This is a genomic window from Pseudomonas sp. NY11955, from assembly GCF_048068035.1.
Lineage (GTDB): Bacteria > Pseudomonadota > Gammaproteobacteria > Pseudomonadales > Pseudomonadaceae > Aquipseudomonas.
Map to the genome: position 1 here is coordinate 19,514 of NZ_JBLUPS010000005.1, position 22,441 is coordinate 41,954.

Below are 22,441 nucleotides of genomic sequence, written 5' to 3' on the forward strand. Positions count from 1 at the left end.
GTCAGGCATCCTTCGGGGCCAGGTTCAGCAGGGCCTGGCTGGCCCGCTCGAGAAAGGCCTGCTTGCTTTCGTCAGCCTGCAGGTGCAGCGGTTCGCCAAAGCTCAGCGTGCACAGCAGGGGCAAGGGAAGGGCACGGCCCTTGGGCATCACCCGGTTGAGGTTGGCGATCCATACCGGTACCAGCTCGACATCGGGGTTGGCCGCCGCCAGGTGGTACAAGCCGCTCCTGAACGGCATCAGTGGCTCGTCGCCCAGGTTGCGCGTGCCCTCCGGGAAAAAGATCAGCGAGTCGCCCTGGGCCACCGCCTCGAAGATCGGCTGTAGCGGGCTGCCATGGCCTTCATTGCGTTGCCGGTCGATCAATATGCCGTTGAACACCTTGCGAATGAGAAAGTCGCGGATGCCCGGTTTAGCCCAGTAGTCCGCGCCGGCCACGGGGCGGGTGCGCTTGCGCAGTGGCTGCGGCAAAGAGGCCCATAGCAGCACGAAGTCACCGTGGCTGCTGTGGTTGGCAAAGTACAGGCGCTGTACCGGCAGCGGCGTGCAACCCAGCCACAGGGCGCGGGCGCCGGTGATCAGGCGGGCGGCGGAGGTGATGATGTAGGCGGTCAGGTTGGCGAGCATTTATCAGTTGTTATCCCTTCAGAGCCAGTGTCAGTAGGGTAGCCAAGGCTAGCGACAACTGCAGGCCCAAGCATGCTGCCTGGCGACGCAACAACCCAAGTGCAGCCTGGCTGCGGGCAGGCCAGGCGCGGGGCTGCGTGGTGTGCGGTTTGAGTTTCAGCTCGAACAAGGCTTGGTCCAGGGCCTGGGTGTCTGCCGTCAAGTCGCTGCTGTTGGCGAGGTGGGCGAACAGTTCTGCATCTATTGCCACGCGGATGGCCCAGTACTTGTGCAGCACGCCGAGTGCCAGCAGCACGCCGCACAGCAGGCTGGCCAGTGGTTGCAGTGGGGCACCCAGCAAGGGGGCAAGGCCGTAGGCCAGGGCCAGCAGGGAGAGGCCATCGGACAGGCGTTCCAGCTGTTTGCCACGGCCCAGCAGGCTGGCGACCACGCGCAGGTTCATGGCTGTGCTCCAAGCTGTTGCAGGGCCTGGTGATGCGCGTTGTGCAGGACGATACCGGGGCGGGCTTTGCGAATCAGCGCTGCTGCCTGTTGGGCATCGTTGCAGCGGCCGGTAATGATCAGCCAGGCGGCCACGGCGGTGGCGCTGCGTGAGTAACCCAAGGCGCAGCAAACCAGCACGGGCCCTTGGGCGCGCAGGCGTTCGATGGCGTTGGCGGCCTGTTGTAGCAGGGCGTTGTCTGGTGCTATCAAGTCCAGGGCAGGAAAACACCGGTAGCCCAAAGCTGGCGTGACCTCTGTGGGAGCGGGCGCGCCCGCGAAGCAGGCAGCGCGGTTGATGGCACGGGCTGCGCCCGTGTTCGCGGGCATGCCCGCCCCCACAGAGTCAGCGCTCCCACAAATGTTCGCAGCAGGGCTTGTAAGGGCGCATGGCAGCTCTGCACACAAATCGACCACTGCAGCAAATTGCTCTCCGTCGCCGCGCCCTGGAATCCTTCCCAGATACACGCCATCGCACACTTCATCCGCCTGCGGATGGTGCCGGGTCCATAGCCGGGAATTGGCCCACGCCCCGATCAGGTAAGGTGCCAGCAGCCAGCTAGCGGCATTCGACAAGCGCCCGTCGGCACCTTTCTGAAAACCGCCCGCCCCGAGCACGGCATAGTTCAGGGCCACCATCCCCAGTGACACTGCCGGCCAACTCAAGCAAAGCCAGATACCGCCCAGTACAGCCGCTGCAAGCGCACACAGCAGCGCGCCCACGCCATAACTACAGGCTACCTTCCAACGCTTGGCATCCCGAGCGAGGCGGGCCGCTGCAAAGGGCAAGCGCCCCTGATACGGCCAAAGCCACAGGCAGGCAAACCCCGCCAGCGCCCCCGTAGGGACATCGATGAAATGATGCTGCCAGGTGGTCAGCACCGACACCCCGATCAACGCCATCCAGCCATGCATCAGCCATCGCCAGGGCTGGCCCTGCACGTGCCGGGCGAACATCGTCCAGATGATCACCAGCAGCGCAATGTGCAGCGACGGAGCCTGGTTGAACGGCTTGTCGAAGCCCATCAGCACATCGAACAGCCAGCCGAACAATCCGCCCAGCTCCGGCCGCTCGAAGGTGAACCGCAGCGGCCACAGCAGGAAACAGGTGACGCTGATGACCTGTGCGCTGAGCAGTGCCAGCGCATGCCGGTCCATTTCCTGGCTCGTGCGCGGCAGCAGGAAGGAAAGCCCGTAGAGCAGGTCGATCGACCAGTACGGGAGGATCGTCCAGGGCCACAGCGGCATGCCGTGCTCCCAGCCGAACACCAGGCTGCCGACATCACTGCGCCCAGCCGTGTAGTGATTCGTCAGCCCGTAGCTGATGAAGAAAAAGGGGCCCAGCAGCAGAAGCCAATACACGCCACGGCGTATCAGCCCAGGCTCGCGCGGCGAGCTCATTCAACGCACCCGTTGCGCGAGGCTGACACTGAAGATTCCCCATTCATCGATGCGCTGGGCCAGCTTGCGAAAGCCCGCCGCCTCAATCAGCTGGTCCATTTCAGCCTGGCTGCGCCGGCGCATCACCCAGGCTTCCCCACCACGATGGCTGGTGAGGGCGCGGGCGATCATCTCCAGTTGCGGGTGCCACGGCTGGCCGGTGTAGATCAGGTAGCCGCCATCTTCCACGGCATCTGCCAGCCCAGCCAGCGAGTTGCTCACCAACCGGTTACTGGGGAACAGTTCGTACAGCCCCGAAACCACGGCCAGTGTTGGGGGTTGTTCAAGCGTGGCCAGGCTCTGGCGGTCGAAAGCATCGCCCTGGACGAAGCGGGCGATGTCGGCAAGGCCTTTTTCGGCGATCAGCGCGCTGCCCTGTTGCACGTTCAACTCACTGTAGTCGCGCAGCAGGATCGAATCTGGCAATCGCTCCAGGCCTTGCAGGGCTTCGAGGATGTAGCGGCCATGGCCGGCGGCGATATCGACGATGTGCAATGGCCGTTGTTGTTCGCGCAGGTGGGCGATGGCTAGGCGCAGCAATTCTTCGGCGTGCAGCTTGCGCTGGCGAATACCACGCCAGCCGATGGCGTCGAGGTAGTTCTGGTCGACCAGGCGGCCCAGCTTGCCCTTGCCGGTCGGCTGGTTGCGGTACACGTAGTCAAGGGTGCTGCCTGAATCGAAGCCGGTGTCGAAACCCAGCTTCACGCCCGCAGACAGTCTCTTGCCCAGGCTCAACCCGGCGCGGGTGGCACGCCAGTAAAGGTCGCGGGGCGAATTGCGCGGCAACGGTGCGGCCAGGCTCTCGGCCTCGGCGCAGCTGGCGCCGGTCTTGTCGGCATCCAGCAACGACGGCACCGCGACGGGGTGACTGAAGCAATGTTCGACAAACCGCTCGATGCGCCTCAGGGCATGGGCCCGATCACGCTCGCCGAGGGTGTCGTGGAAAAAACCGGGCAGTATGTGCATTTCCTTGCGGGCACTGCCCAGCCGTTCGAAAAAGCGTTCCTGGGGCTGGCGCTCGACCACGAAGTCGGCACCGGAGACCAGCAACTGGGTCGGCACCTGAATGGCCTGCGCATCCGCCACCACCCGGTCGGCCGCTTCGTACAGCCCCAGCAGCATGGTCACCGAAATCGGTCGGCTGATCAGCGGGTCGGCCACGTACGACATGACCCGCTCGGGGTCGTGGGTAAGCAGGCGCGGCTTGACGTAGCTATTGACGAAGAAGTTGCCGCGCAAGGCCTTCAGCAGTTTCAGGCCGGGGCGGGCGAATGGCACGTACAACTTGACCTTGAATGCCGGCGAGGCCAGTACCAGGCAGCGCACCTTGGGCGCGTAGTCGTGAGCCCAGGTGGCGATCAGCACCGCGCCGACGCTTTGCGCCAGTACCACCAGGTCCTGTTCGGCAATGCCGTGGTGGGCCTGGATATGCTGGATGAAGGTTTGCACGTCGCGCACGCTGGTGGCGAACCCAGGGCTGTCGCCGCGTGCGCCCGGCGACTGACCATGGCCGCGGGCGTCCCAGGCGAAAAAGTCATAGCCCGGCATGTCCAGCTCATCGGCCAGGTGGGCCATGCGCCCGCCGTGTTCATGGCCGCGGTGGAACATCACCACGGCCCGGCGTGGCTGGTGTTCGTTGCGGGTGGCAGGCCAATGTCGGTAGTGCAGCTCGACACCGTCATGGGTGGAGAAGTGCAGCGCTTGCGCTTGGCGCATGGTCAACGTCCTTTTGCGACGACTTTAGGCTTTACGGGTTTCGGCCAGCCCCTGGCGAACCCGGTTGTAGAGGGTATAGAGCGAGAGTGCGAGGATGAACAGCAGCAATCCATTGATCCAGCTGCCGTTCAGCAGGCCAAGGGCGACGCCGGTGCCTAGCACGCCAAAGGCGAAGGCGCGGTCGCTTTTGCCCATGGGGCCGTCATAACGCCGCGAGGCACCGGCCAGCGGCCCCATGACCCCGGCGTACTCGCTGAAGGTGGCACACAGCACCACCAGCACCACCAGCGTGGGTGAAACCCCGGCCAGCAGGGCAAAGGGCAGGTACAGGGCGGCGTCGGCGATCACGTCGCAGAGTTCGTTGAGGTAGGCGCCAAGGGTGGATTGCTGGCCGAATTCCCTGGCCAGCATGCCGTCGACGGCATTCAGCGCCATGCGCAGCAGCATCCATACCGGTAGCAGCATGAACAACCAGGTGATGTGCGTCAGGGCGGCCAGCAGCAGGCCCAGCAGGATCGACACCACAGCGGCGGTGACGGTGACCTGGTTGGCGGTGACGCCCCGGTCATGCAGGCGCTGCACGGTCGGGCGCAGCAGGGCCTGGAAGCGCGGTTTGAGCTGGTAGATCGAGGTCACTGGAAACTCCATTCTAGTGAGGCGTCATGGCGCCATTTTGTGAGGGCCTTCTTCACGGGTAAATCGGCAAATTCGACATTAGAGGTAGCGCATTAACTTCAAGCTTCCACCAACCGTTCAACCAACCCCGATGCATACCCGGGCAACGCCGCAAAGTCCCGTGCACACACCAGCAACCGGCGGTTGGCCCAGGGTTCCGCCAGGGCCACCCAATGCAGCGGCAGCATCCCTTGCCAGCGCTTCACCGCCGCCAGCGGCACCACCCCGACCCCGGCACCGCCGGCAACCATGCGAATGACCCCGTCAAACCCTTCGGCCCGCACCCGCACCTGCATACGCAACCCCTCCCGCAGTGCCTGTTCTTCCAGGTACAGCGCCAATGCACTGGCGGCCCCCAGCCCGACATAGCCATGCGCCAGGCTATCGACGAAGCTGGGTGCAACCTGTTTGGCAAGCGGGTGGCCCAGCGGTGTCACCAGCACCAGCGGGTCGTCGCGAAACGTGCGGGTCTGAAGGTGCTCGCTCGGCGCAGCGGTGGACACGATGCCCAGGTCCGCCATCCCCTGGCCAATCGCGTGCACGATGCGCAGGCTCGGCAATTCCTGCACATCCACGCTGACCCTTGGGTTTTCCGCCAGGTACCGGGCCAGCAACTCAGGCAAGTACTCCGTGAGCGCCGCGGTGTTGCACAGCAAGCGTACCTGGCCCTGCTGCCCCTGTGCGTACTGGCTCAGGTCGAACTGCAGGCGTTCGACCTGCTGTGCAATCAGGCGGGCATGTTGCAACAACGCCTGGCCGGCCGGGGTCGGCTGCACACCACGGCGGTTGCGCTCCAGCAACGGGATGCCCAGCGATGCTTCCATGGCGCGGATGCGCGCACTGGCGGCCGGCAGCGACAGATGACTGCGGCTGGCGCCGGCGGTGATGTTGCCGCACTCCAGGGTGTGCTGGAAAAGTTTCAGGTCGATCAGGGTGAAATGCATGTGGCTCTGTCTGTACAAGAGTCTGGCTAATGGTATGGCAGATTTTCACCTTGCCCGCTACACGCCATCATTGGCGCATGAATACCTTACTCGCTTTCTACCTAGACATCGGGCCTGCGCTGTCGCTGCTGGTGGTACTGACCTTCCTGCTGGCCGGCGCGGTCAAAGGGGTGATCGGTCTGGGCCTGCCGACCATCGCCATGGGCCTGCTGGGCCTGGCTATGCCTCCGGCGCAGGCTGCAGCGCTGCTGATCGTGCCCTCGACCCTCACCAACCTTTGGCAGTTGGCCTGTGGTGGGCATCTTCGGGCGTTGATGGTGCGGCTAGGCCCGATGTTGGCGTCGATCTTCATAGGCACCTTGCTGGGTAGTGCCTGGTTGGGTATCGACAGCGGCCCATGGGCCGTCCACGCACTGGGTGCGGCCTTGCTGGTGTATGCGGTGTACGGGCTGATTGGCCCAGGTTTGCAGGTAGCGCAGGGGCATGAGCGCTGGCTGGGGCCGCTTTGCGGGCTGGTGACCGGCGTGGTCACGGCGGCCACCGGGGTGTTCGTGATGCCGGCAGTGCCCTACTTGCAGAGCCTGGGCCTGAGCCGCGAACAGATGATCCAGGCCCTGGGCCTGTCATTCACGGTTTCGACCCTGGCCCTGGCCATGGGCCTGGCCGGGCAGGATGCCCTCGGTGGCCAGGCGTTAGGGGCTTCGCTGCTGATGCTGGGGCCAGCCTTGCTCGGCATGTTGGCCGGGCAGTGGATGCGTCAGCGCATCAGCGCGCTGCTGTTCAAGCGGTGTTTCTTCATCGGCCTGGCCGTACTGGGCGGCCACCTGCTGATCAACGGCTAGCGGATGATGCGCTGAGCATGGCGACCCGCTGGATATCGAAATCGCGCTCCAGGTAGTCCATGCGCTTTTCGAAGAACGCGGTCATGTGCGGCAGCGCCGAGTGCACGTCCAGCGCGGCCTGGTCGGCCCACACTTCGAAGAACACGAACAGGCTTGGGTCCTGCTGGTCGCGCAGCATGTGGTACTCGATGCAGCCCGGCTCCTGGCGGCTTGGCTCGACGTAGGAACGGAACAGGGTTTCGAACGCATCAGCCATTTCCGGGCGGGTCTTGGCTTTGAGGATGAAGGCGAACTGCTCACTCATGGGGTGCTACTCGATGATGGTTGGTGAACCGATTCTACGGCAATAATGCAGTGCTAATTCGTGACTTAAAATCAATTGTATTTTGCCCCGTCGTTGCTGTATCCCGCACCCGCGAGCCTCTAACCTGGCGGCCTGAATATTTGATTCGGCCCTGGAGGCCAGCATGAAAAAGATCCTTCTGCTCAATGGTGGTAAACAGTTCGCACACTCCGACGGCCGTCTCAATGCAACCTTGCACGAAGCGGCCATCGCCCATCTGGACCGGGCCGGTTTCGACGTGCAGCAGACATTTATCGACGGTGGCTACGACGTGCAGGCCGAGGTGGAGAAATTCCTCTGGGCCGATGTGATCGTGTACCAGATGCCGGGTTGGTGGATGGGCGCGCCATGGACGGTGAAAAAGTACATCGACGAAGTCTTCACCGCAGGCCACGGCAGCCTCTACGCCAATGACGGCCGCACCCGTTCGGACCACTCGCAGAAGTACGGTAGCGGTGGCCTGGTGCACGGCAAGCAGTACATGCTGTCGCTGACCTGGAACGCGCCGCAGCAGGCGTTCGATGACCCCAGCGATTTCTTTGAAGGCAAGGGCGTGGATGCTGTGTACTTCCCATTCCACAAGGCCAACCAGTTCCTAGGCATGACCGGCCTGCCGACCTTCCTGGCGGTGGATGTGATGAAGCGCCCGGATGTGCCGGCGGCGTTGGCGGCCTATGAGGCGCATCTTGAAAAGGTATTCGGCAAGGCACAGTAAGCTGTGGGAGCGGGCGAGCCCGCGAAGAGGCCCACACAGGCACCACTGGACTTGGCCTCGACAAGCGGCTATCTAATCCTTGCACAGACCCGCCACAGGCCCAGATGTGAAAACTCGATCCGAAGAACTCCAGGTATTCGTCGCCGTCATCGACTGCGGCTCGATCTCCGCCGCCGCCGAGCAGATGGGCCAAACCCCATCCGCCGTCAGCCGCACCCTGTCGCGGCTGGAGGGCAAGCTGGGCACCACGCTGGTCAACCGCACCACCCGGCGCATGGACCTCACCGAAGAGGGCCGTTTCTTCCTCGCGCGGTCGCGGCTGATCCTGGAGCAGATGGACGAGATGGAAGAGCGCCTGTCGATGAACCGCCAGACCCCCACCGGTCGTCTGCGCATCAACGCCGCCGCGCCGTTCATGCTGCATGCCATCCTGCCGTGGATCGGCGAGTTCCGCCGCCAGTACCCAGGCATCGAGCTGGAGTTGAACACCGACGACCTGATCATCGACCTGCTGGAGCAAAGCACCGATGTGGCGATCCGCATCGGTGAGCTGGCCGACTCCAGCCTGCATGCGCGCAACCTGGGTTGCAGCCCGGTGCAGGTGCTGGCCAGCCCGGCCTACCTCGAGCAGCACGGCACGCCACAGCGGGTCGAGGACCTGGCTAACCACTGCCTGCTCGGCTTCAGCCAGCCCGAGTCGCTCAATCATTGGCCGCTACGCCACGCCCAGGGCGACCGCTTCAGCATCCGCCCGGCGCTGATTGCCTCCAGCGGCGAGACCCTGCGCCAGCTGGCACTAGCCGGGGAGGGCATCGTCAGCCTGTCGCACTTCATGACCCATGAAGACATCCGCAGCGGTCGCCTGCAGGTGCTGCTGAGCGAGGCCAACAACGGCTACCGGCAGCCGATCCACGCGGTGTACTACCGCAACACCCAGCTGGCGCTGCGCATCCAGTGCTTCCTGGATTTCATCCAGCGCAAGCTGGCAATTTACGCCTGCTGAGTTGCCTGAACGCGACAAGTCCTGTCCACTGGCGGCGAAACTTCCTACGGTTGATTGCACAGTCGAAGCGCTTCGGCCTTACTGACTGCTCAACAAAAACAACACCAAGGAAGTGTCATGCGTATTGTCCCGTTCCAGTACCTGGCTCTCGCAGCCGCGACCCTGAGCTGTTCCTCGGTTTACGCCGCCACCCTGGAGGGCGGTGCGGTGGCTGCACCCGATCAATATGGTGCACAGGTAGCTGCCGACATTCTGAAAAAGGGCGGCAACGCAGTAGACGCGGCAGTGGCCACCGCCTTCACCCTGGCGGTGACCTACCCCGAGGCCGGTAACATCGGCGGCGGCGGCTTCATGACCCTGTTCGTCGATGGCAAGCCTTACTTCCTCGACTACCGCGAAGTGGCGCCCAAGGCCGCCACGCGCAACATGTACCTGGACGACAAGGGCGAGGTCATCGAGAACCTCAGCCTGGTTGGAGTACGCGCCGCTGGCGTGCCCGGCACGGTGATGGGGCTGTGGGAAGCGCACCAGAAATTCGGCAAGCTGCCCTGGAGCGAGTTGCTGACCCCGGCCATCGGCTATGCCAAGAACGGCTTCAAGGTGGCGGAAAAACAGTACCAGTACCGCAACGATGCCCAGGGCATGTTCAAGACAGCGACCAACTTCAACGACTACTTCGGCAACATGAAGGTCGGCGAGCTGTTCAAGCAGCCGGAGATGGCCCAGACCCTGGAGCGCATCGCCGACAAGGGCGTGAGCGAGTTCTATCAAGGCAAGACGGCCGACCTGCTGGTGGCGCAGATGCAAGCCGACAAAGGCTTGATCACCAAGGAGGACCTGAAGGACTACAAGGCGGTATGGCGTGAGCCGATGGCCGTCAGCTGGCGTGGCAATGTGGTCTATACCGCACCGCCTCCCAGCTCTGGCGGCGTTGCCCTCGCGCAACTGCTGGGCATCAAGGAGGACCGTGCGGCGGACTTCAAAGGGGTGGCGCACAACTCGGCGCAGTACATCCACCTGCTGGCCGAAATTGAGAAACGAGTGTTCGCCGACCGCGCCGACTACCTAGGCGACCCGGCGTTCACCAAGGTGCCGGTGGATCAGTTGGTGGCCAAGGATTACCTGGCCAAGCGTGCCGCGCAGGTCAACGCGAAGGCCATTTCCGACACCGACAAGGTCAAACCGGGCCTGGAGCCGCACCAGACCACGCACTTCTCCATCGTCGACAAGCAGGGCAACGCGGTCAGCAACACCTACACCCTCAACCTCGACTATGGCAGTGGCGTGGTGGTGAAGGGCGCCGGCTTCCTGCTCAACGACGAGATGGACGACTTCAGCGCCAAGCCGGGCGCGGCGAATGCCTTTGGCGTGGTGGGTGGGGATGCCAACGCCATCGAACCGGGCAAGCGCATGCTGTCTTCGATGAGCCCCAGCCTGATGACCCGTGACGGCAAGGTCGAACTGGTCATCGGCACCCCGGGTGGCTCGCGGATCTTTACCTCGATCTTCCAGGTGATGAACAACCTGTACGACTACGGCATGCCGCTAGACAAGGCGGTGGCGGCGCAGCGCGTACACCATCAGCTGCTGCCCAAGGACACCATCTACTTTGACGCCTATGCGCCCCTGACCGGGCCGGTGGCGGATGAACTGAAGAAGATGGGCTACGTGCTGGAGGACCAGGGCTGGGAAATGGGCGATATCCAGGCGATCCGGGTGGATGGGGCGAAGCTTGAGACCGCTTCCGATCCGCGTGGGCGTGGGGTAGGGATGATCGTCAAGTAATCTTGCGTAGGCAGTGCTGACGCATTCGCGGGCTTGCCCGCTCCCACAGGTACAGTGCAAGATTTGAAGATTGCACTACTCCTGTGGGAGCGAGCTTGTCGAGGCGTCGAACCGCCGCGAATGCTATCTCAAGGTCAGACGCGGAACTGGCTGACCAGCGTCTGCAACTGGCCACCCAACCGTGCCAGCTCAACGCTCGACGCCGCGGTCTCGTCACTGGCCGCCGCCGTCTGCTCCGACACATCACGCACATTCAGAATGCTGCGGCTGATTTCTTCAGCCACCGCACTCTGCTGCTCTGCCGCCGCGGCAATCTGCTGGTTCATCGACTGAATGTTCGACACCGTGCTGGTAATGCTTTCCAGCGAGGCCCCGGCCTTGCGCGCCAGCTCGACGCTGCTGTCGGTCAGGGTACGGCTGCCCTGCATGGCACTGGCCACTTGCTGGGTGCCGTGCTGCAGGCTGGCAATCAGCTCCTCGATCTCTTCGGTGGACTTCTGCGTGCGCTGGGCCAGGCCGCGCACTTCATCGGCGACCACCGCAAAGCCGCGCCCGGCCTCACCGGCCCGCGCCGCCTCGATCGCCGCGTTGAGCGCCAGCAGGTTGGTCTGCTCGGCCACCGACTTGATCACGTCCATCACGCTGCCGATCTTCTGGCTTTCCTGCTGCAGCAGGTTCATGGCCTCGGTAGAGCGGTGCATGTCTTCGGCCAGGCGCTCGATCTGGCCAATCGCCTCGCCGACCACGCGGTCGCCGGCACGGGCTTCGCCATCGGCACCGGTGGCGGCTTGCGAGGCCTGCTCGGCATTGCGCGCCACTTCCTGCACGGTGGCGGCCATCTCGTGCATGGCGGTGGCCACCTGGTCGGTCTCGACCTTCTGGCTGTTGGCGCCGGCACTGGTCTGTTCGGTCACCGCCGACAGCTCTTCGGCGGCGCTGGCGATCTGGGTGACGCCATCGCGGATACCGCTGATCAGCTCACGCAGGGTGGTGCCCATGCGCGCGATGCCTTGCTGCAGCACCCCCAGTTCGTCGCGGCGGGTGACGCGCATGTGCTGGGTAAGGTCGCCGCTGGCGATTTTTTCCACGGCCACCAAGGTGTCGTGCAACGGCCGGGTGATCTGGCGGGTGATCAATACCGCTGCCAGCACACCGACCAGCAGCGCCAGCAGCGTGGCGATGGCCTGCAGGCTGCGGGCCTGAGTGCTCTCAACGTCACGGCGCTGCAGCTGGATCTGGTACAGCGCATCGCTGCGCTTGACGATATCGGCGCCCTGCACGGTCATCTCGGCGCGAGAGGTGGTGATGTTGGCGACCGCGTCGCGGAACTGGCGCACGGCGTCGCGGTAGGCCAGTACCGAGTTTTCGAACTGTTGCAGGCGGGCGTCTTCGGCGGGCAGCTGGCGCTTGAGGTTGTCGATATCGGCCAGCGCCGCATCCAGCTGGCGCAGGGCGGCCTGCTCGTTGGCGCTACTGTTGTCGGCGATGTAGCCACGTACATCGATGCGCACCTGCAGCAACTGCTGGCGAGCTTTGCTGATCAGTTGGTATTGGGCCAGGCGCACGCTGTCGGCCTCCGGGCGAGCCATCACCTCCTGGCTGAGCGCATCCATGGCCTGGTCGGCGCGGCTGGCCGAGCTGTCCATGGTAACGCGCGCGGCGCGGGTGGCGTCGTAGCCCTGGCGCATCTTGTTCAGCGACAGCTTGTAGGCGCTGATGGTTTCGCCCAGCTCACCCAGCAGCTTGATGTTCTCCGGGCTTTTGAAGGTGCGGGCCAGGTAGGCCTGCTGCTTGCTGAAGGCGTCCAGCTTGGCCTGGGTGTTGGCGGCGGCGGTGTCGTCGCCGTTGGCGATCATGTACTGCAGGCGCGCAATGCGCAGGTCGGTGAGGTCCTTGTTCAACTGGCCGATATCGCCCATCCAGTTGCTGCGGTCGATCAGGCTGCCCAGGCTGGTCCAGCCGGTGAGGGCCAGCAGGCCGGTGAGGACCAGCACCAGGCCGAAGCCCAGGCCGAGTTTAAGGTTGACGCTGATGTTGGCGAACCAGCTGTTCATGCACGCTCTCCAGAAGTAGATTTCGCTCTCTTGATCTTCGATCGCCAGGCTTTCTTGTTCTGGATGCCCGCTGACTCGTGCAGGGGTTATCGGCAATGATTTGGGAAGCTGAAACGCTTTTTCAGCAAAAAACAGCACGCGGACTTACGTTGACTCCCGCGCTCCTTTGTAGGAGCGGGTTTACCCGCGAAGCAGGCGACGCGGTGCATGGCACCGGCTTTGCCGGTGTTCGCGGCTAAAGCCGCTCCTACAATGACCGAGCCAGCCTGCTGGGTGTGGCGTCAGAGATTACGTGCGCTGAAGGTATCGCAGCGGTTCACCTCGCCTTCGGCGAACCCGGTCTTGAACCAGCGCACCCGCTGCGCGGAGGTGCCGTGGGTGAACGAGTCTGGCACTACACGCCCGCGGCCTTGCTGTTGCAGGCGGTCATCGCCAATGGCATTGGCCGCATTCAGCGCTTCCTCGACATCACCGGGCTCCAGCCAGTTCAGGCGCTTCTGTGCCTGGTAGGCCCATACCCCGGCCAGGCAGTCGGCCTGCAACTCCTGGCGCACCAACAGGCCGTTGTCGCCCTCCATGCGTTGGCCGCTGCGACGTGCGGCATCGACCTTGGCCGAAACGCCAAGCAGTGTCTGCACATGGTGGCCGATTTCATGGGCGATCACGTAGGCCTGGGCGAAGTCGCCGGCGGCGGCGAAACGAGTTTCCATTTCGCGGAAGAACGACATGTCCAGGTACACGCGCTGGTCCGCCGGGCAATAGAACGGCCCGACCGCCGCCGAGGCGAAACCACACGCCGAATTGACCTGGCCGCTGAACAGCACCAGCTTGGGGTCGCGGTACTGCTTGCCAGCCTCGGCGAACAGAGCCTTCCAGGTGTCTTCGGTATCGCCCAGGATCGAGGCGACAAAATCGGCCTGCTGGTCGTTGGCCGGGGGGGCCTTGCCGCCCGCACCACTGGGGGCTGTTTGCTGCTGCTGTTCCATCTGACCGGCGAGTTGGCCAAGAATCTGCAAAGGGTCCTGGCCGGTAAGCCAGCCGATGCCGACGATCAACAGAATCGCCCCAAGGCCCAACCCTTTACCGCCGCCAAAACGCATGCCGCCGCCACCGCCACCTTCGCCTCGGGCATCGACCACGTTGTCGCTGCGTCGGCCTTTTCGCCATTCCATGTGTGCTCTCCAGAGCGTGAAACAAGAAGACAAAGATTAGTTCACGACAGCGACGGGTGTCAGGGCAAAGTGCTTATACATAACCATATGGTTATGTTTGGAGTGGTCGATTTCAATATTCATCGTGCGTGACCTGCCGGAAACTGTAAGTCCGCCTGCCACGCCCAGGCGTTCTCATAATTCCAAGAGAGGAAATCGGCATGCCCGCCCAGGACAACAGCCGCTTCGTGATCCGTGATCGCAACTGGCACCCCAAAGCCCTTACGCCTGACTACAAGACGTCCATTGCCCGCTCGCCGCGCCAGGCACTGGTCAGCATTCCGCAGTCGATCAGCGAAACCACCGGCCCGGACTTTTCCCACCTGGGTTTCGGTACCCACGACCATGACCTGCTGCTGAACTTCAACAACGGTGGCTTGCCGATTGGCGAGCGCATCATCGTCGCCGGTCGTGTCGTCGACCAGTACGGCAAGCCTGTGCCGAACACCCTGGTGGAAATGTGGCAAGCCAACGCCGGTGGCCGCTACCGCCACAAGAACGACCGCTACCTGGCACCGCTGGACCCGAATTTCGGTGGCGTTGGCCGCTGCCTGACCGACCGCGACGGCTACTACAGCTTCCGCACCATCAAGCCGGGCCCGTACCCATGGCGCAACGGCCCGAACGACTGGCGTCCGGCGCATATCCACTTCGCCATCAGCGGCCCGTCGATCGCCACCAAGCTGATTACCCAGTTGTATTTCGAGGGTGACCCGCTGATCCCGATGTGCCCGATCGTCAAGTCGATCGCCAACCCTGAAGCCGTACAGCAGTTGATCGCCAAGCTCGACATGAGCAACGCCAACCCGATGGACTGCCTGGCCTATCGCTTCGACATCGTGCTGCGCGGCCAGCGCAAGACCCACTTCGAAAACTGCTGAGGACCCCGCCATGCCAATCGAACTGCTGCCGGAAACCCCTTCGCAGACTGCCGGCCCCTATGTGCACATCGGCCTGGCCCTGGAAGCGGCCGGTAACCCGACCCGTGACCAGGAAATCTGGAACCGCCTGGCCAAACCTGACGCGCCGGGCGAGCACATTCTGCTGATCGGCCAGGTATACGACGGTAACGGCCACCTGGTGCGCGATTCGTTCCTGGAGGTGTGGCAGGCCGACGCCAATGGCGAGTACCAGGATGCCTACAACCTGGAAAACGCCTTCAACAGCTTTGGCCGCACCGCTACCACCTTCGATGCCGGTGAGTGGACGCTGCACACGGTCAAGCCGGGGGTGGTGAACAACGCTGCTGGCGTGCCGATGGCGCCGCATATCAACATCAGCCTGTTTGCCCGTGGCATCAATATCCACTTGCACACGCGCCTGTATTTCGATGATGAGGCCCAGGCCAATGCCAAATGCCCGGTGCTCAACCTGATCGAGCAGCCGCAGCGGCGTGAGACGTTGATTGCCAAGCGATGCGAGGTGGACGGGAAGACGGCGTATCGCTTTGATATCCGTATTCAGGGGGAAGGGGAGACAGTGTTCTTCGACTTCTGAGTAGGGCCGGGGGCTGCTTTGCAGCCCATTCGCGGCACAAGGCCGCTCCTACAGAGGATCGCGTTCCCCTGTAGGAGCGGCCTTGTGCCGCGAATGGGCCGCAACGCGGCCCCAGCGGTCTATTCAGTTAACGCCGAACCAGCAGCACCCCACTCTCCATATGGTGGGTATAGGGGAACTGGTCAAACAGCGCACAACGCTCGATGCGGTGCGTGTCCTGCAACTGGGCGATGTTCGCCGCCAGCGTTTCCGGGTTGCACGAGATGTATAGAATCCGCTCGAATCGCCGGGTCAGCTCGCAGGTATCCGGGTCCATCCCCGCTCGCGGCGGGTCGACGAACACCGTACCGAACTCATAGCTTTTCAGGTCGATGCCTTCCAGGCGACGGAACGGCCGCACTTCATTCAGCGCCTGAGTCAGCTCCTCTGCCGACAAACGCACCAAACGCACGTTATCCACAGCGTTCTCGTCGAGGTTGCTCAATGCGGCATTGACCGACGTCTTGCTGATTTCGGTAGCCAGTACTTTGCGTACGCGGGTGGCCAGCGGCAGGGTGAAGTTGCCGTTGCCGCAGTACAGCTCAAGCAGGTCGTCCTCACGCTCGCCAATGGCCTCGAAAGCCCAGCTCAGCATCTTCTGGTTCACCGCACCGTTGGGTTGGGTGAACGCGCCTTCCGGCTGGCGATAGCTGAACACCCGGCCGGCCACGTCGAGCTTTTCCACCGCATAGTCGCGACCGATCACCAGGCGCTTGCCCTTGGAGCGGCCAATCACGCTGACGCCCAGTGCTTCGGCCAGTTGCCGTGCGGCCACTTCCCACGCCTCGTCCAGCGGGCGGTGGTAGCACATGGTAATCATCGCATCGCCGGCCAGGGTGGTCAGGAACTCCACCTGGAACAGGCGGTTGCCCAGTTCCTCGCTGGCCTGCCAAGCCGCCTTCAGGCGCGGCATCAGTGCATTGATGCGCTGGCTGGCAATGGGGAAGTCGTCGATCAGGATCGCCTTGTGCTTCTCGCCTGGGGCGAACATGGCGTAGTGGCGCTGGCCATCTTCGCGCCACAGGCGGAACTCGGCGCGCAGGCGATAATGCTCGCGCGGCGAGTCGAAAACAGCCGGTTCCGGCGCGCCGAACGGTGCCAGCAGCTCGCGCAGCCGGGCTACCTTGGCATCCAGCTGGGTGGCGTAGGAGGAAGGGTCGAAAGCAGCACTCATGCGTTGAACCAGCCCAGCTTGATGACGAACAGGATGGAAAGGATCACCAGGGCCGGGTTCAGGTCGCGGTGGCGACCGGAAATCAGTTTGACGGCGGTCCAGGAGATGAAGCCGAAGGCGATGCCGTTGGCGATCGAATAGGTCAGCGGCATGGCCAGGGCGGTCACCACCACCGGCGCGGCTTCGGTGACGTCGTCCCAGTTTATTTCCGCCAGGCCCGAAGCCATCAGTACCGCGACGAACAGCAGCGCCGGGGCGGTGGCGAAGGCGGGCACGCTACCGGCCAACGGGGCGAAGAACAGCGCCAGCAGGAACAGCACGGCGACCACGATGGCGGTCAGGCCGGTGCGGCCACCGGCGCTCACGCCCGCTGCGGACTCGATGTAGCTGGTGGTGGTCGAAGTGCCCAGCAGTGAACCGGCCATGGCGGCGGTGCTGTCGGCGATCAGCGCGCGGCCCATTTTCGGCATATGGCCGTCCTTGCCCATCAGCCCGGCGCGCTTGGCCACGCCGATCAGGGTGCCGGAGTTGTCGAACAGGTCGACGAACAGGAAAGCGAAGATCACGCTGACCAGGCCCACGTCCAGCGCGCCGGCGATATCCAATTGCAGGAAGGTTGGCGCCAACGAAGGCGGCATGGAGACGATGCCGCCGAACGGCGTCACGCCCATCACGATCGAGGCGATGGTCACTGCCAGGATGCCGATCAGCACGGCGCCGCGCACTTTCAGCGACTCCAGGCCGACGATCAGGAAGAAGCCCAGGGTGGCGAGGATCGGTGCGGGTTGCTTGAGATCGCCCAGGCCTACCAGAGTGGCTGGGTTATCGACGACGATGCCAGCGTTATGCAGGGCGATCAGCGCCAGGAACAGGCCGATACCGGCTGCGATCGCCGAACGCAGCGGCAGCGGGATGCTGTTCACGATCCATTCGCGAATGCGGAAGATCGACAGCAGGAAGAACATCACCGCCGACAGGAATACCGCGCCCAGCGCCACCTGCCAGGTGTGGCCCATGTGCAGCACCACGGTGTAGGTGAAGAACGCGTTCAGGCCCATGCCCGGCGCCAGGGCGATCGGGTAGTTGGCGATCAGGCCCATGGTGGTGGAGCCGATGGCCGCTGCCAGGCAGGTGGCGACGAAGATCGCCCCTTTGTCCATGCCGGTCTCGCCGAGGATGCTCGGGTTGACGAACAGGATGTAGGCCATGGCCAGGAAGGTGGTGACGCCCGCGAGAATCTCGGTGCGCACGTTGGTGTTGTGTGCTCTTAGTTGAAACAGCCTTTCCAGCATGCCCGCTCCCCAAGGCGCCCCCGGCGCCATGAATGTATCGACCCCATCAGCAAAGCACAGACCGTACCGGTTGCCGTGGTTTTGTGTGGGGAGGAAAAAAGCCGCGCATCATACCAGCATGGATGGCGGGGGCCTATGGCCGTTGGGGATGGGTTTTTCCAATCCCCGCAAAGCCTGCGCTGACTCTTGTAGGAGCAGCCTTGTGCTGCGAAGAGGCCCTTACTGCCATAATGAATCTTTAGTCAGACCGGCCTCTTCGCAGCGCAAGGCTGCTCCTACAAGAGTCAGCGCAGGGCTTGAGGCCAACCCTTCAGTTGTTATGCAACCGATCCCGCTTGGCCAGTGTCGGGAACAGTTTTATCCACACCCCCGTCACTAGAAGCGTGCCCACCCCGCCTAGCACCACCGCCGGCACTGTGCCAAACCAGTGCGCGGTCACCCCCGATTCGAACTCGCCGAGCTGGTTCGAGGCACCGATGAACAAGCCGTTCACCGCGCTCACCCGCCCGCGCATTTCATCCGGGGTCTCCAACTGCACGAACGAACTGCGAATCACCATGCTGATCATGTCCGCCGCGCCCAGCACCACCAATACCGCCAACGAGAACCAGAACGAGGTCGACAGGCCGAAGGCGATGGTGGCCACGCCGAACACGCCGACCGCCGTGAACATGGTGCGCCCGACATTGCGCTCGAACGGGAAACGCGCCAGCCACAGCGACATCAGCAACGCCCCCACCGCTGGCGCCGAGCGCAGCAGGCCAAGGCCCATCGGGCCGGTCAGCAGGATGTCCTTGGCGAATACCGGCAGCAGCGCGGTGGCACCCCCCAGCAAAACGGCGAACAGGTCCAGCGAGATGGCACCGAGAATGTCGGGCCGGCTGCGGATGAAGCGGATGCCGGCCAGCAGCGACTCGATGCTGGCGCGCCCGCGCTGGGCGACCTGGCCGCGCGCCTGCAGGCTCAGGGTCAGCACGCAGGCGATGGCGTACAGGGCCACGGTGGGGCCGTACACCCAGATACTGCCGAAGGCATACAGGAAACCGCCCACCGCCGGCGCCACGATGGTTGCCGATTGGGTGGCCGATGCCGAAGCCGCCACAGCCCGTGGGAACAGCCCGGGCGGCACCACATTGGGCAGCAGTGCCTGGGTGGCCGGCATTTCGAACGAGCGGGTGGCACCGAGCAGGAAGGCCAGGCCGAAAATCAGTTCGCGGGTGACGTTGTCGGTAGCGCTGCCCACCGCCAGCGCCAGGGCAATCAGCCCCTGCAGGCTCTGGCACAGGGCGGCGACCTTGCGCCGGTCATAGCGGTCGGCGACATGCCCGGTGTGCAGCATGAACAGCACCCGTGGGGCGAACTCGACCAGGCCGACCAGGCCCAGGTCCAGCACATTGCCGGTCAACTGATAGAGGTGCCAGCCAATGGCCACAGTGAGCATCTGGAAGCCGCTTGCGGTGAACACACGGGCCAGCCAGAAGGCCAGGAAAGGGCGGTGGTGACGCAACAACTGCGGTGCGGAATCGGACATCGGAAACCAGGGGCCTCGGCGCAGTAGAGGGGTGCGCAGCGTATCATCTGTTTGTAACAAACGGTTACTGTTTGCCCAGGTCGGCACTTTTTCACGCGTTGTGAAAGAGGGTGGGGCAACTGGTCACGCGGCAATCAACCACACGGCCCGCCGGGCCATTCGGGACTATGCTTCCTAGCATTCGTTGATCTGGGTCAATCGTTCCAGATTCAACGAATTGGCCCTCTGGGCCGGAATCCCTGCGATCGAACAGAACAATTCCAACTCGCCGTACTCGACCAAGTGGGGGCAGTGGGCGACTGGGGCCACACGCCCGGACGCCGGATTATCTGAAGAGGAAGCACCATGTTCGGAATAGAGGCCTTAGAGCTCGCCCGAATGCAGTTTGCCTTTACCGTGTCGTTCCACATCTTGTTCCCGGCCATCACCATTGGCTTGGCGAGCTACCTGGCAGTCCTCGAAGGCCTCTGGCTGCGGACCCACAACCAGGTCTACCGTGACCTCTACCATTTCTGGTCAAAGATCTTCGCCGTCAACTTTGGCATGGGCGTGGTCTCCGGCCTGGTCATGGCCTACCAGTTCGGCACCAACTGGAGCCGCTTCTCCGACTTCGCCGGCGCCGTCACCGGCCCGCTGCTCACCTACGAAGTCCTCACTGCGTTCTTCCTCGAGGCTGGCTTCCTGGGGGTCATGCTGTTTGGCTGGAACCGCGTCGGCCGTGGCCTGCACTTCTTTTCCACGGTGATGGTGGCGCTCGGCACGTTGGTCTCGACGTTCTGGATCCTCGCCTCCAACAGCTGGATGCAAACCCCGCAAGGTCACGAGATCATCGATGGCCGGGTGGTACCGGTGGACTGGTTCGCGGTGGTGTTCAACCCCTCGTTCCCCTACCGCCTGATGCACATGGCCACTGCCGCGTTCGTGTCCACCGCGTTCTTCGTCGGCGCCTCGGCGGCCTGGCACTTGCTGCGCGGGCGTGACAACCCGGCGGTGCGCAAGATGCTGTCGATGGCCATGTGGATGGCGCTGATCGTCGCCCCGATTCAGGCTGTGATCGGCGACTTCCACGGCCTCAATACGCTCAAGCACCAACCGGTGAAAATTGCCGCGATCGAAGGCCATTGGGAGAACGTGCCCGGCGAGCCGACCCCGCTGATCCTGTTCGGCATTCCCGACATGAAGGCCGAGACGACCCGGTTCAAGGTGGAGATTCCGGCGCTCGGCAGCCTGATCCTGACCCACAGCCTGGACAAGCAGGTGCCGGCGATGAAGGAATTCCCGCCTGAGGACCGGCCCAACTCGACCATCGTGTTCTGGTCGTTCCGGATCATGGTCGGGCTTGGCTTCCTGATGATCTTCGTCGGCCTGTGGAGCCTGTGGTTGCGCAAGCGCGGCACGCTGTACAGCTCGCGTCCGTTCCTGCATGTGGCCCTGTGGATGGGCCCGTCCGGGCTGGTTGCGCTACTGGCCGGCTGGTTTACCACCGAAATCGGCCGCCAGCCCTGGGTGGTATACGGCCTGATGCGCACGGCGGACGGCGTGTCCAACCACAGTTACGCCCAGCTTGGCTTTACCTTGGTGGCCTTCGTGGTGGTGTACTTCGCCCTGTTCGGCACAGGCCTTGGCTACATGATGCGGCTGGTGCGCAAAGGCCCGCAGACCGGCGAGGGTGACGAGCACACACCGGGTGGCCCTGGCCAGAAACGCACGCCGGCGCGGCCGTTGTCCGCCGCCGATGATGGCCGAGAGGCCACCTCTGCCAGCCTGAACAAGGGGAACTGAGCCATGGGTATCGACCTTCCGCTGATCTGGGCCGTGATCATCATCTTCGGCGTCATGATGTACGTGGTGATGGACGGCTTCGACCTGGGAATCGGCATGCTCTTTCCCTTCGTCAAGGGCGAGCAGGACCGTGATGTGATGATGAATACTGTCGCACCTGTATGGGACGGCAACGAAACCTGGCTGATCCTGGGCGGTGCCGGGCTGTTCGGCGCTTTCCCGATGGCCTATGCCGTGGTGCTCGAGGCGCTCTACCTGCCACTGATCCTAATGCTGATCGGCCTGATCTTCCGTGGTGTGGCCTTCGAGTTCCGCTTCAAGGCCAAGGCCGACAAGCGGCATATCTGGGACAAGGCATTCATCTGGGGTTCGCTGGTTGCCACCTTCTTCCAGGGTGTGGCCCTGGGGGCCTTCCTCGAAGGCTTCAAAGTGGTCGATCGCCATTTCGCCGGCGGCACCCTCGACTGGCTCACGCCGTTCAGCCTGTTCTGTGGTTTGGGGCTGATCGTTGCCTACACGCTGCTGGGGTGCACCTGGCTGATCATGAAGACCGAAGGGCCGCTGCAACAGAAAATGCACGACATGGCCCGGCCACTGGCGTTGGTGCTGCTGGCGGTGATCGGTATCGTCAGCCTGTGGACGCCCATCGCCTACCCGCAAATCGCCGACCGTTGGTTCAGCATGCCCAACCTGCTCTGGTTCATGCCGGTGCCGCTGCTGGTGCTGGTGACCTTCTACGGGCTGCTCAAGGCGGTAGCGCGCAATGCGCACTACACGCCGTTCCTGCTCACCCTGGTGTTGATCTTCCTGGGCTACAGCGGGTTGGGCATAAGCTTGTGGCCGAACATCATCCCGCCGTCGATCTCGATCTGGGATGCCGCGGCGCCACCGCAAAGCCAGGGCTTCATGCTGGTGGGCACCCTATTCATCCTGCCGTTCATCCTCATGTATACCTTCTGGAGCTACTACGTGTTCCGCGGCAAGGTGACCCACGAAGACGGCTATCACTAGGAGGGCCACATGATGACGGGCAAGCATGGTTTGGAAGACAAGAAACCGCTGTGGCAGCGGCTGGGTTGGCTACTGCTGATCTGGGCGATGAGCGTGGCGGCCCTGGGTGTGGCGGCGTGGGTGATGCGCTTGTTCATGGGGGCTGCGGGATTGACCACCCATTGAGAGCAGCGGGGGCGCCTGTGGGAGCGGGCGTGCCCGCGAAGCAGGCAACGCGATAGATGGCACCGGCTTCGCCGGTGTTCGCGGCGGTTCGACGCATCGACAAGCCCGCTCCCACAG

General features: G+C 63.6%; 21 protein-coding genes and 1 pseudogene. 9 read left to right on the forward strand and 13 right to left on the reverse strand.

The genetic code is table 11. The features are described 5' to 3' along the window. Position 1: 1 nt before the first annotated feature. The 6 genes from ACNFBR_RS10930 to ACNFBR_RS10955 all read right to left on the reverse strand — a co-directional run bounded on the left by ACNFBR_RS10930 (position 2) and on the right by ACNFBR_RS10955 (position 5,880). A complete protein-coding gene (locus tag ACNFBR_RS10930) occupies positions 2 to 625 on the reverse strand; it encodes a lysophospholipid acyltransferase family protein (RefSeq protein ID WP_416734943.1) in 624 nt (207 codons plus the stop codon). A gap of 10 nt (positions 626 to 635) precedes the next feature. Then, positions 636 to 1,067 (reverse strand): hypothetical protein, encoded by a 432-nt coding sequence (locus tag ACNFBR_RS10935; RefSeq protein ID WP_416734944.1) that lies wholly within the window; start codon positions 1,065 to 1,067, stop codon positions 636 to 638. Then, a complete protein-coding gene (locus ACNFBR_RS10940) occupies positions 1,064 to 2,506 on the reverse strand; it encodes a phosphatase PAP2/dual specificity phosphatase family protein (protein ID WP_416734945.1) in 1,443 nt (480 codons plus the stop codon). Before ACNFBR_RS10940 ends, ACNFBR_RS10935 begins: the two co-directional genes overlap by 4 nt. Further along, the gene (locus tag ACNFBR_RS10945; RefSeq protein ID WP_416734946.1) at positions 2,507 to 4,261 is read right to left on the reverse strand and encodes a bifunctional alpha/beta hydrolase/class I SAM-dependent methyltransferase; all 1,755 of its coding nucleotides are present in this window, start codon (positions 4,259 to 4,261) and stop codon (positions 2,507 to 2,509) included. 24 nt (positions 4,262 to 4,285) lie between these two features. After that, on the reverse strand, positions 4,286 to 4,897 hold the full coding sequence (locus tag ACNFBR_RS10950; protein WP_416734947.1) for a CDP-alcohol phosphatidyltransferase family protein: 612 nt from the start codon (positions 4,895 to 4,897) through the stop codon (positions 4,286 to 4,288). A 98-nt stretch (positions 4,898 to 4,995) separates the two neighbouring features. Then, positions 4,996 to 5,880 carry a LysR substrate-binding domain-containing protein gene (locus ACNFBR_RS10955; protein ID WP_416734948.1) on the reverse strand — a complete coding sequence of 295 codons (885 nt, stop codon included), beginning with the start codon at positions 5,878 to 5,880 and terminating at the stop codon, positions 4,996 to 4,998. A 77-nt stretch (positions 5,881 to 5,957) separates the two neighbouring features. On the opposite strand from ACNFBR_RS10955, the gene ACNFBR_RS10960 reads away from it, so the two are divergent. Next, positions 5,958 to 6,722: a sulfite exporter TauE/SafE family protein gene (locus ACNFBR_RS10960; protein ID WP_416734949.1), complete on the forward strand. Its 765-nt coding sequence runs from the start codon at positions 5,958 to 5,960 to the stop codon at positions 6,720 to 6,722. On the opposite strand, the gene ACNFBR_RS10965 is transcribed toward ACNFBR_RS10960, so the two are convergent. After that, positions 6,712 to 7,026 (reverse strand): putative quinol monooxygenase, encoded by a 315-nt coding sequence (locus ACNFBR_RS10965; protein WP_416734950.1) that lies wholly within the window; start codon positions 7,024 to 7,026, stop codon positions 6,712 to 6,714. The genes ACNFBR_RS10960 and ACNFBR_RS10965 overlap by 11 nt on opposite strands. A gap of 163 nt (positions 7,027 to 7,189) precedes the next feature. Here ACNFBR_RS10965 and ACNFBR_RS10970 point away from each other — a divergent pair, with 163 nt between their 5' ends. The 3 genes from ACNFBR_RS10970 to ggt all read left to right on the forward strand — a co-directional run bounded on the left by ACNFBR_RS10970 (position 7,190) and on the right by ggt (position 10,568). Continuing rightward, positions 7,190 to 7,780 carry an NAD(P)H-dependent oxidoreductase gene (locus tag ACNFBR_RS10970; protein WP_416734951.1) on the forward strand — a complete coding sequence of 197 codons (591 nt, stop codon included), beginning with the start codon at positions 7,190 to 7,192 and terminating at the stop codon, positions 7,778 to 7,780. 106 nt (positions 7,781 to 7,886) lie between these two features. After that, positions 7,887 to 8,783, forward strand: coding sequence for a LysR family transcriptional regulator (locus tag ACNFBR_RS10975; RefSeq protein WP_416734952.1), 897 nt, complete (start codon positions 7,887 to 7,889; stop codon positions 8,781 to 8,783). Positions 8,784 to 8,900: 117 nt separating this feature from the next. Next, positions 8,901 to 10,568, forward strand: a complete 1,668-nt coding sequence (ggt, locus tag ACNFBR_RS10980) for a gamma-glutamyltransferase (protein ID WP_416734953.1) — start codon at positions 8,901 to 8,903, stop codon at positions 10,566 to 10,568. Between the two features lie 134 nt (positions 10,569 to 10,702). On the opposite strand, the gene ACNFBR_RS10985 is transcribed toward ggt, so the two are convergent. The 3 genes and pseudogenes from ACNFBR_RS10985 to ACNFBR_RS10995 all read right to left on the reverse strand — a co-directional run bounded on the left by ACNFBR_RS10985 (position 10,703) and on the right by ACNFBR_RS10995 (position 13,794). Continuing rightward, complete coding sequence (locus tag ACNFBR_RS10985) at positions 10,703 to 11,566, reverse strand: methyl-accepting chemotaxis protein (protein WP_416735250.1); 864 nt, start codon at positions 11,564 to 11,566, stop codon at positions 10,703 to 10,705. Beyond that, a pseudogene (locus tag ACNFBR_RS10990) lies at positions 11,558 to 12,622 on the reverse strand (methyl-accepting chemotaxis protein); the annotation flags it as partial. The pseudogene ACNFBR_RS10990 and the gene ACNFBR_RS10985, both read right to left, overlap by 9 nt. Positions 12,623 to 12,903: 281 nt before the next feature. Continuing rightward, positions 12,904 to 13,794, reverse strand: coding sequence for a neutral zinc metallopeptidase (locus tag ACNFBR_RS10995; protein ID WP_416734954.1), 891 nt, complete (start codon positions 13,792 to 13,794; stop codon positions 12,904 to 12,906). A 200-nt stretch (positions 13,795 to 13,994) separates the two neighbouring features. Here ACNFBR_RS10995 and pcaH point away from each other — a divergent pair, with 200 nt between their 5' ends. Together pcaH and pcaG are read left to right on the forward strand one after the other, a co-directional pair. Continuing rightward, a complete protein-coding gene (pcaH, locus tag ACNFBR_RS11000) occupies positions 13,995 to 14,714 on the forward strand; it encodes a protocatechuate 3,4-dioxygenase subunit beta (protein WP_012274188.1) in 720 nt (239 codons plus the stop codon). A 10-nt stretch (positions 14,715 to 14,724) separates the two neighbouring features. Further along, positions 14,725 to 15,330, forward strand: a complete 606-nt coding sequence (gene pcaG / locus ACNFBR_RS11005; protein WP_012274187.1) for a protocatechuate 3,4-dioxygenase subunit alpha — start codon at positions 14,725 to 14,727, stop codon at positions 15,328 to 15,330. Positions 15,331 to 15,457: 127 nt separating this feature from the next. Here the strand turns inward: pcaG and trmA are convergent, their stop codons facing one another. The 3 genes from trmA to ACNFBR_RS11020 all read right to left on the reverse strand — a co-directional run bounded on the left by trmA (position 15,458) and on the right by ACNFBR_RS11020 (position 19,366). Next, complete coding sequence (gene trmA / locus ACNFBR_RS11010; protein ID WP_416734955.1) at positions 15,458 to 16,543, reverse strand: tRNA (uridine(54)-C5)-methyltransferase TrmA; 1,086 nt, start codon at positions 16,541 to 16,543, stop codon at positions 15,458 to 15,460. Then, complete coding sequence (locus ACNFBR_RS11015) at positions 16,540 to 17,835, reverse strand: NCS2 family permease (protein WP_056801600.1); 1,296 nt, start codon at positions 17,833 to 17,835, stop codon at positions 16,540 to 16,542. The genes trmA and ACNFBR_RS11015 overlap by 4 nt, the downstream gene beginning before the upstream one ends. Before the next feature lie 310 nt (positions 17,836 to 18,145). Continuing rightward, entirely contained in the window at positions 18,146 to 19,366 is a 1,221-nt protein-coding gene (locus ACNFBR_RS11020) for an MFS transporter (protein WP_416734956.1), read from the reverse strand. Between the two features lie 345 nt (positions 19,367 to 19,711). Here ACNFBR_RS11020 and ACNFBR_RS11025 point away from each other — a divergent pair, with 345 nt between their 5' ends. From ACNFBR_RS11025 to ACNFBR_RS11035, 3 genes are read left to right on the forward strand one after another with little or no spacing between them, the layout of a single operon-like run. Then, the gene (locus ACNFBR_RS11025) at positions 19,712 to 21,148 is read left to right on the forward strand and encodes a cytochrome ubiquinol oxidase subunit I (protein ID WP_012274182.1); all 1,437 of its coding nucleotides are present in this window, start codon (positions 19,712 to 19,714) and stop codon (positions 21,146 to 21,148) included. Positions 21,149 to 21,151: 3 nt separating this feature from the next. Beyond that, entirely contained in the window at positions 21,152 to 22,159 is a 1,008-nt protein-coding gene (gene cydB / locus ACNFBR_RS11030; RefSeq protein ID WP_416734957.1) for a cytochrome d ubiquinol oxidase subunit II, read from the forward strand. Between the two features lie 9 nt (positions 22,160 to 22,168). Then, the gene (locus tag ACNFBR_RS11035; RefSeq protein ID WP_012274180.1) at positions 22,169 to 22,324 is read left to right on the forward strand and encodes a DUF2474 domain-containing protein; all 156 of its coding nucleotides are present in this window, start codon (positions 22,169 to 22,171) and stop codon (positions 22,322 to 22,324) included. The last annotated feature ends 117 nt before the right edge of the window (positions 22,325 to 22,441 follow it).

Coding starts and splice junctions, on each gene's coding strand:
- ACNFBR_RS10930 (WP_416734943.1), bottom strand. CDS start 625: ATGCTCGCCAACCTGACCGCCTACATCATCACCTCCGCCGCCCGCCTG.
- ACNFBR_RS10935 (WP_416734944.1), bottom strand. CDS start 1,067: ATGAACCTGCGCGTGGTCGCCAGCCTGCTGGGCCGTGGCAAACAGCTG.
- ACNFBR_RS10940 (WP_416734945.1), bottom strand. CDS start 2,506: ATGAGCTCGCCGCGCGAGCCTGGGCTGATACGCCGTGGCGTGTATTGG.
- ACNFBR_RS10945 (WP_416734946.1), bottom strand. CDS start 4,261: ATGCGCCAAGCGCAAGCGCTGCACTTCTCCACCCATGACGGTGTCGAG.
- ACNFBR_RS10955 (WP_416734948.1), bottom strand. CDS start 5,880: ATGCATTTCACCCTGATCGACCTGAAACTTTTCCAGCACACCCTGGAG.
- ACNFBR_RS10960 (WP_416734949.1), top strand. CDS start 5,958: ATGAATACCTTACTCGCTTTCTACCTAGACATCGGGCCTGCGCTGTCG.
- ACNFBR_RS10965 (WP_416734950.1), bottom strand. CDS start 7,026: ATGAGTGAGCAGTTCGCCTTCATCCTCAAAGCCAAGACCCGCCCGGAA.
- ACNFBR_RS10970 (WP_416734951.1), top strand. CDS start 7,190: ATGAAAAAGATCCTTCTGCTCAATGGTGGTAAACAGTTCGCACACTCC.
- ggt (WP_416734953.1), top strand. CDS start 8,901: ATGCGTATTGTCCCGTTCCAGTACCTGGCTCTCGCAGCCGCGACCCTG.
- ACNFBR_RS10985 (WP_416735250.1), bottom strand. CDS start 11,566: ATGGGCACCACCCTGCGTGAGCTGATCAGCGGTATCCGCGATGGCGTC.
- ACNFBR_RS10995 (WP_416734954.1), bottom strand. CDS start 13,794: ATGGAATGGCGAAAAGGCCGACGCAGCGACAACGTGGTCGATGCCCGA.
- pcaH (WP_012274188.1), top strand. CDS start 13,995: ATGCCCGCCCAGGACAACAGCCGCTTCGTGATCCGTGATCGCAACTGG.
- pcaG (WP_012274187.1), top strand. CDS start 14,725: ATGCCAATCGAACTGCTGCCGGAAACCCCTTCGCAGACTGCCGGCCCC.
- trmA (WP_416734955.1), bottom strand. CDS start 16,543: ATGAGTGCTGCTTTCGACCCTTCCTCCTACGCCACCCAGCTGGATGCC.
- ACNFBR_RS11015 (WP_056801600.1), bottom strand. CDS start 17,835: ATGCTGGAAAGGCTGTTTCAACTAAGAGCACACAACACCAACGTGCGC.
- ACNFBR_RS11020 (WP_416734956.1), bottom strand. CDS start 19,366: ATGTCCGATTCCGCACCGCAGTTGTTGCGTCACCACCGCCCTTTCCTG.
- ACNFBR_RS11025 (WP_012274182.1), top strand. CDS start 19,712: ATGTTCGGAATAGAGGCCTTAGAGCTCGCCCGAATGCAGTTTGCCTTT.
- cydB (WP_416734957.1), top strand. CDS start 21,152: ATGGGTATCGACCTTCCGCTGATCTGGGCCGTGATCATCATCTTCGGC.
- ACNFBR_RS11035 (WP_012274180.1), top strand. CDS start 22,169: ATGATGACGGGCAAGCATGGTTTGGAAGACAAGAAACCGCTGTGGCAG.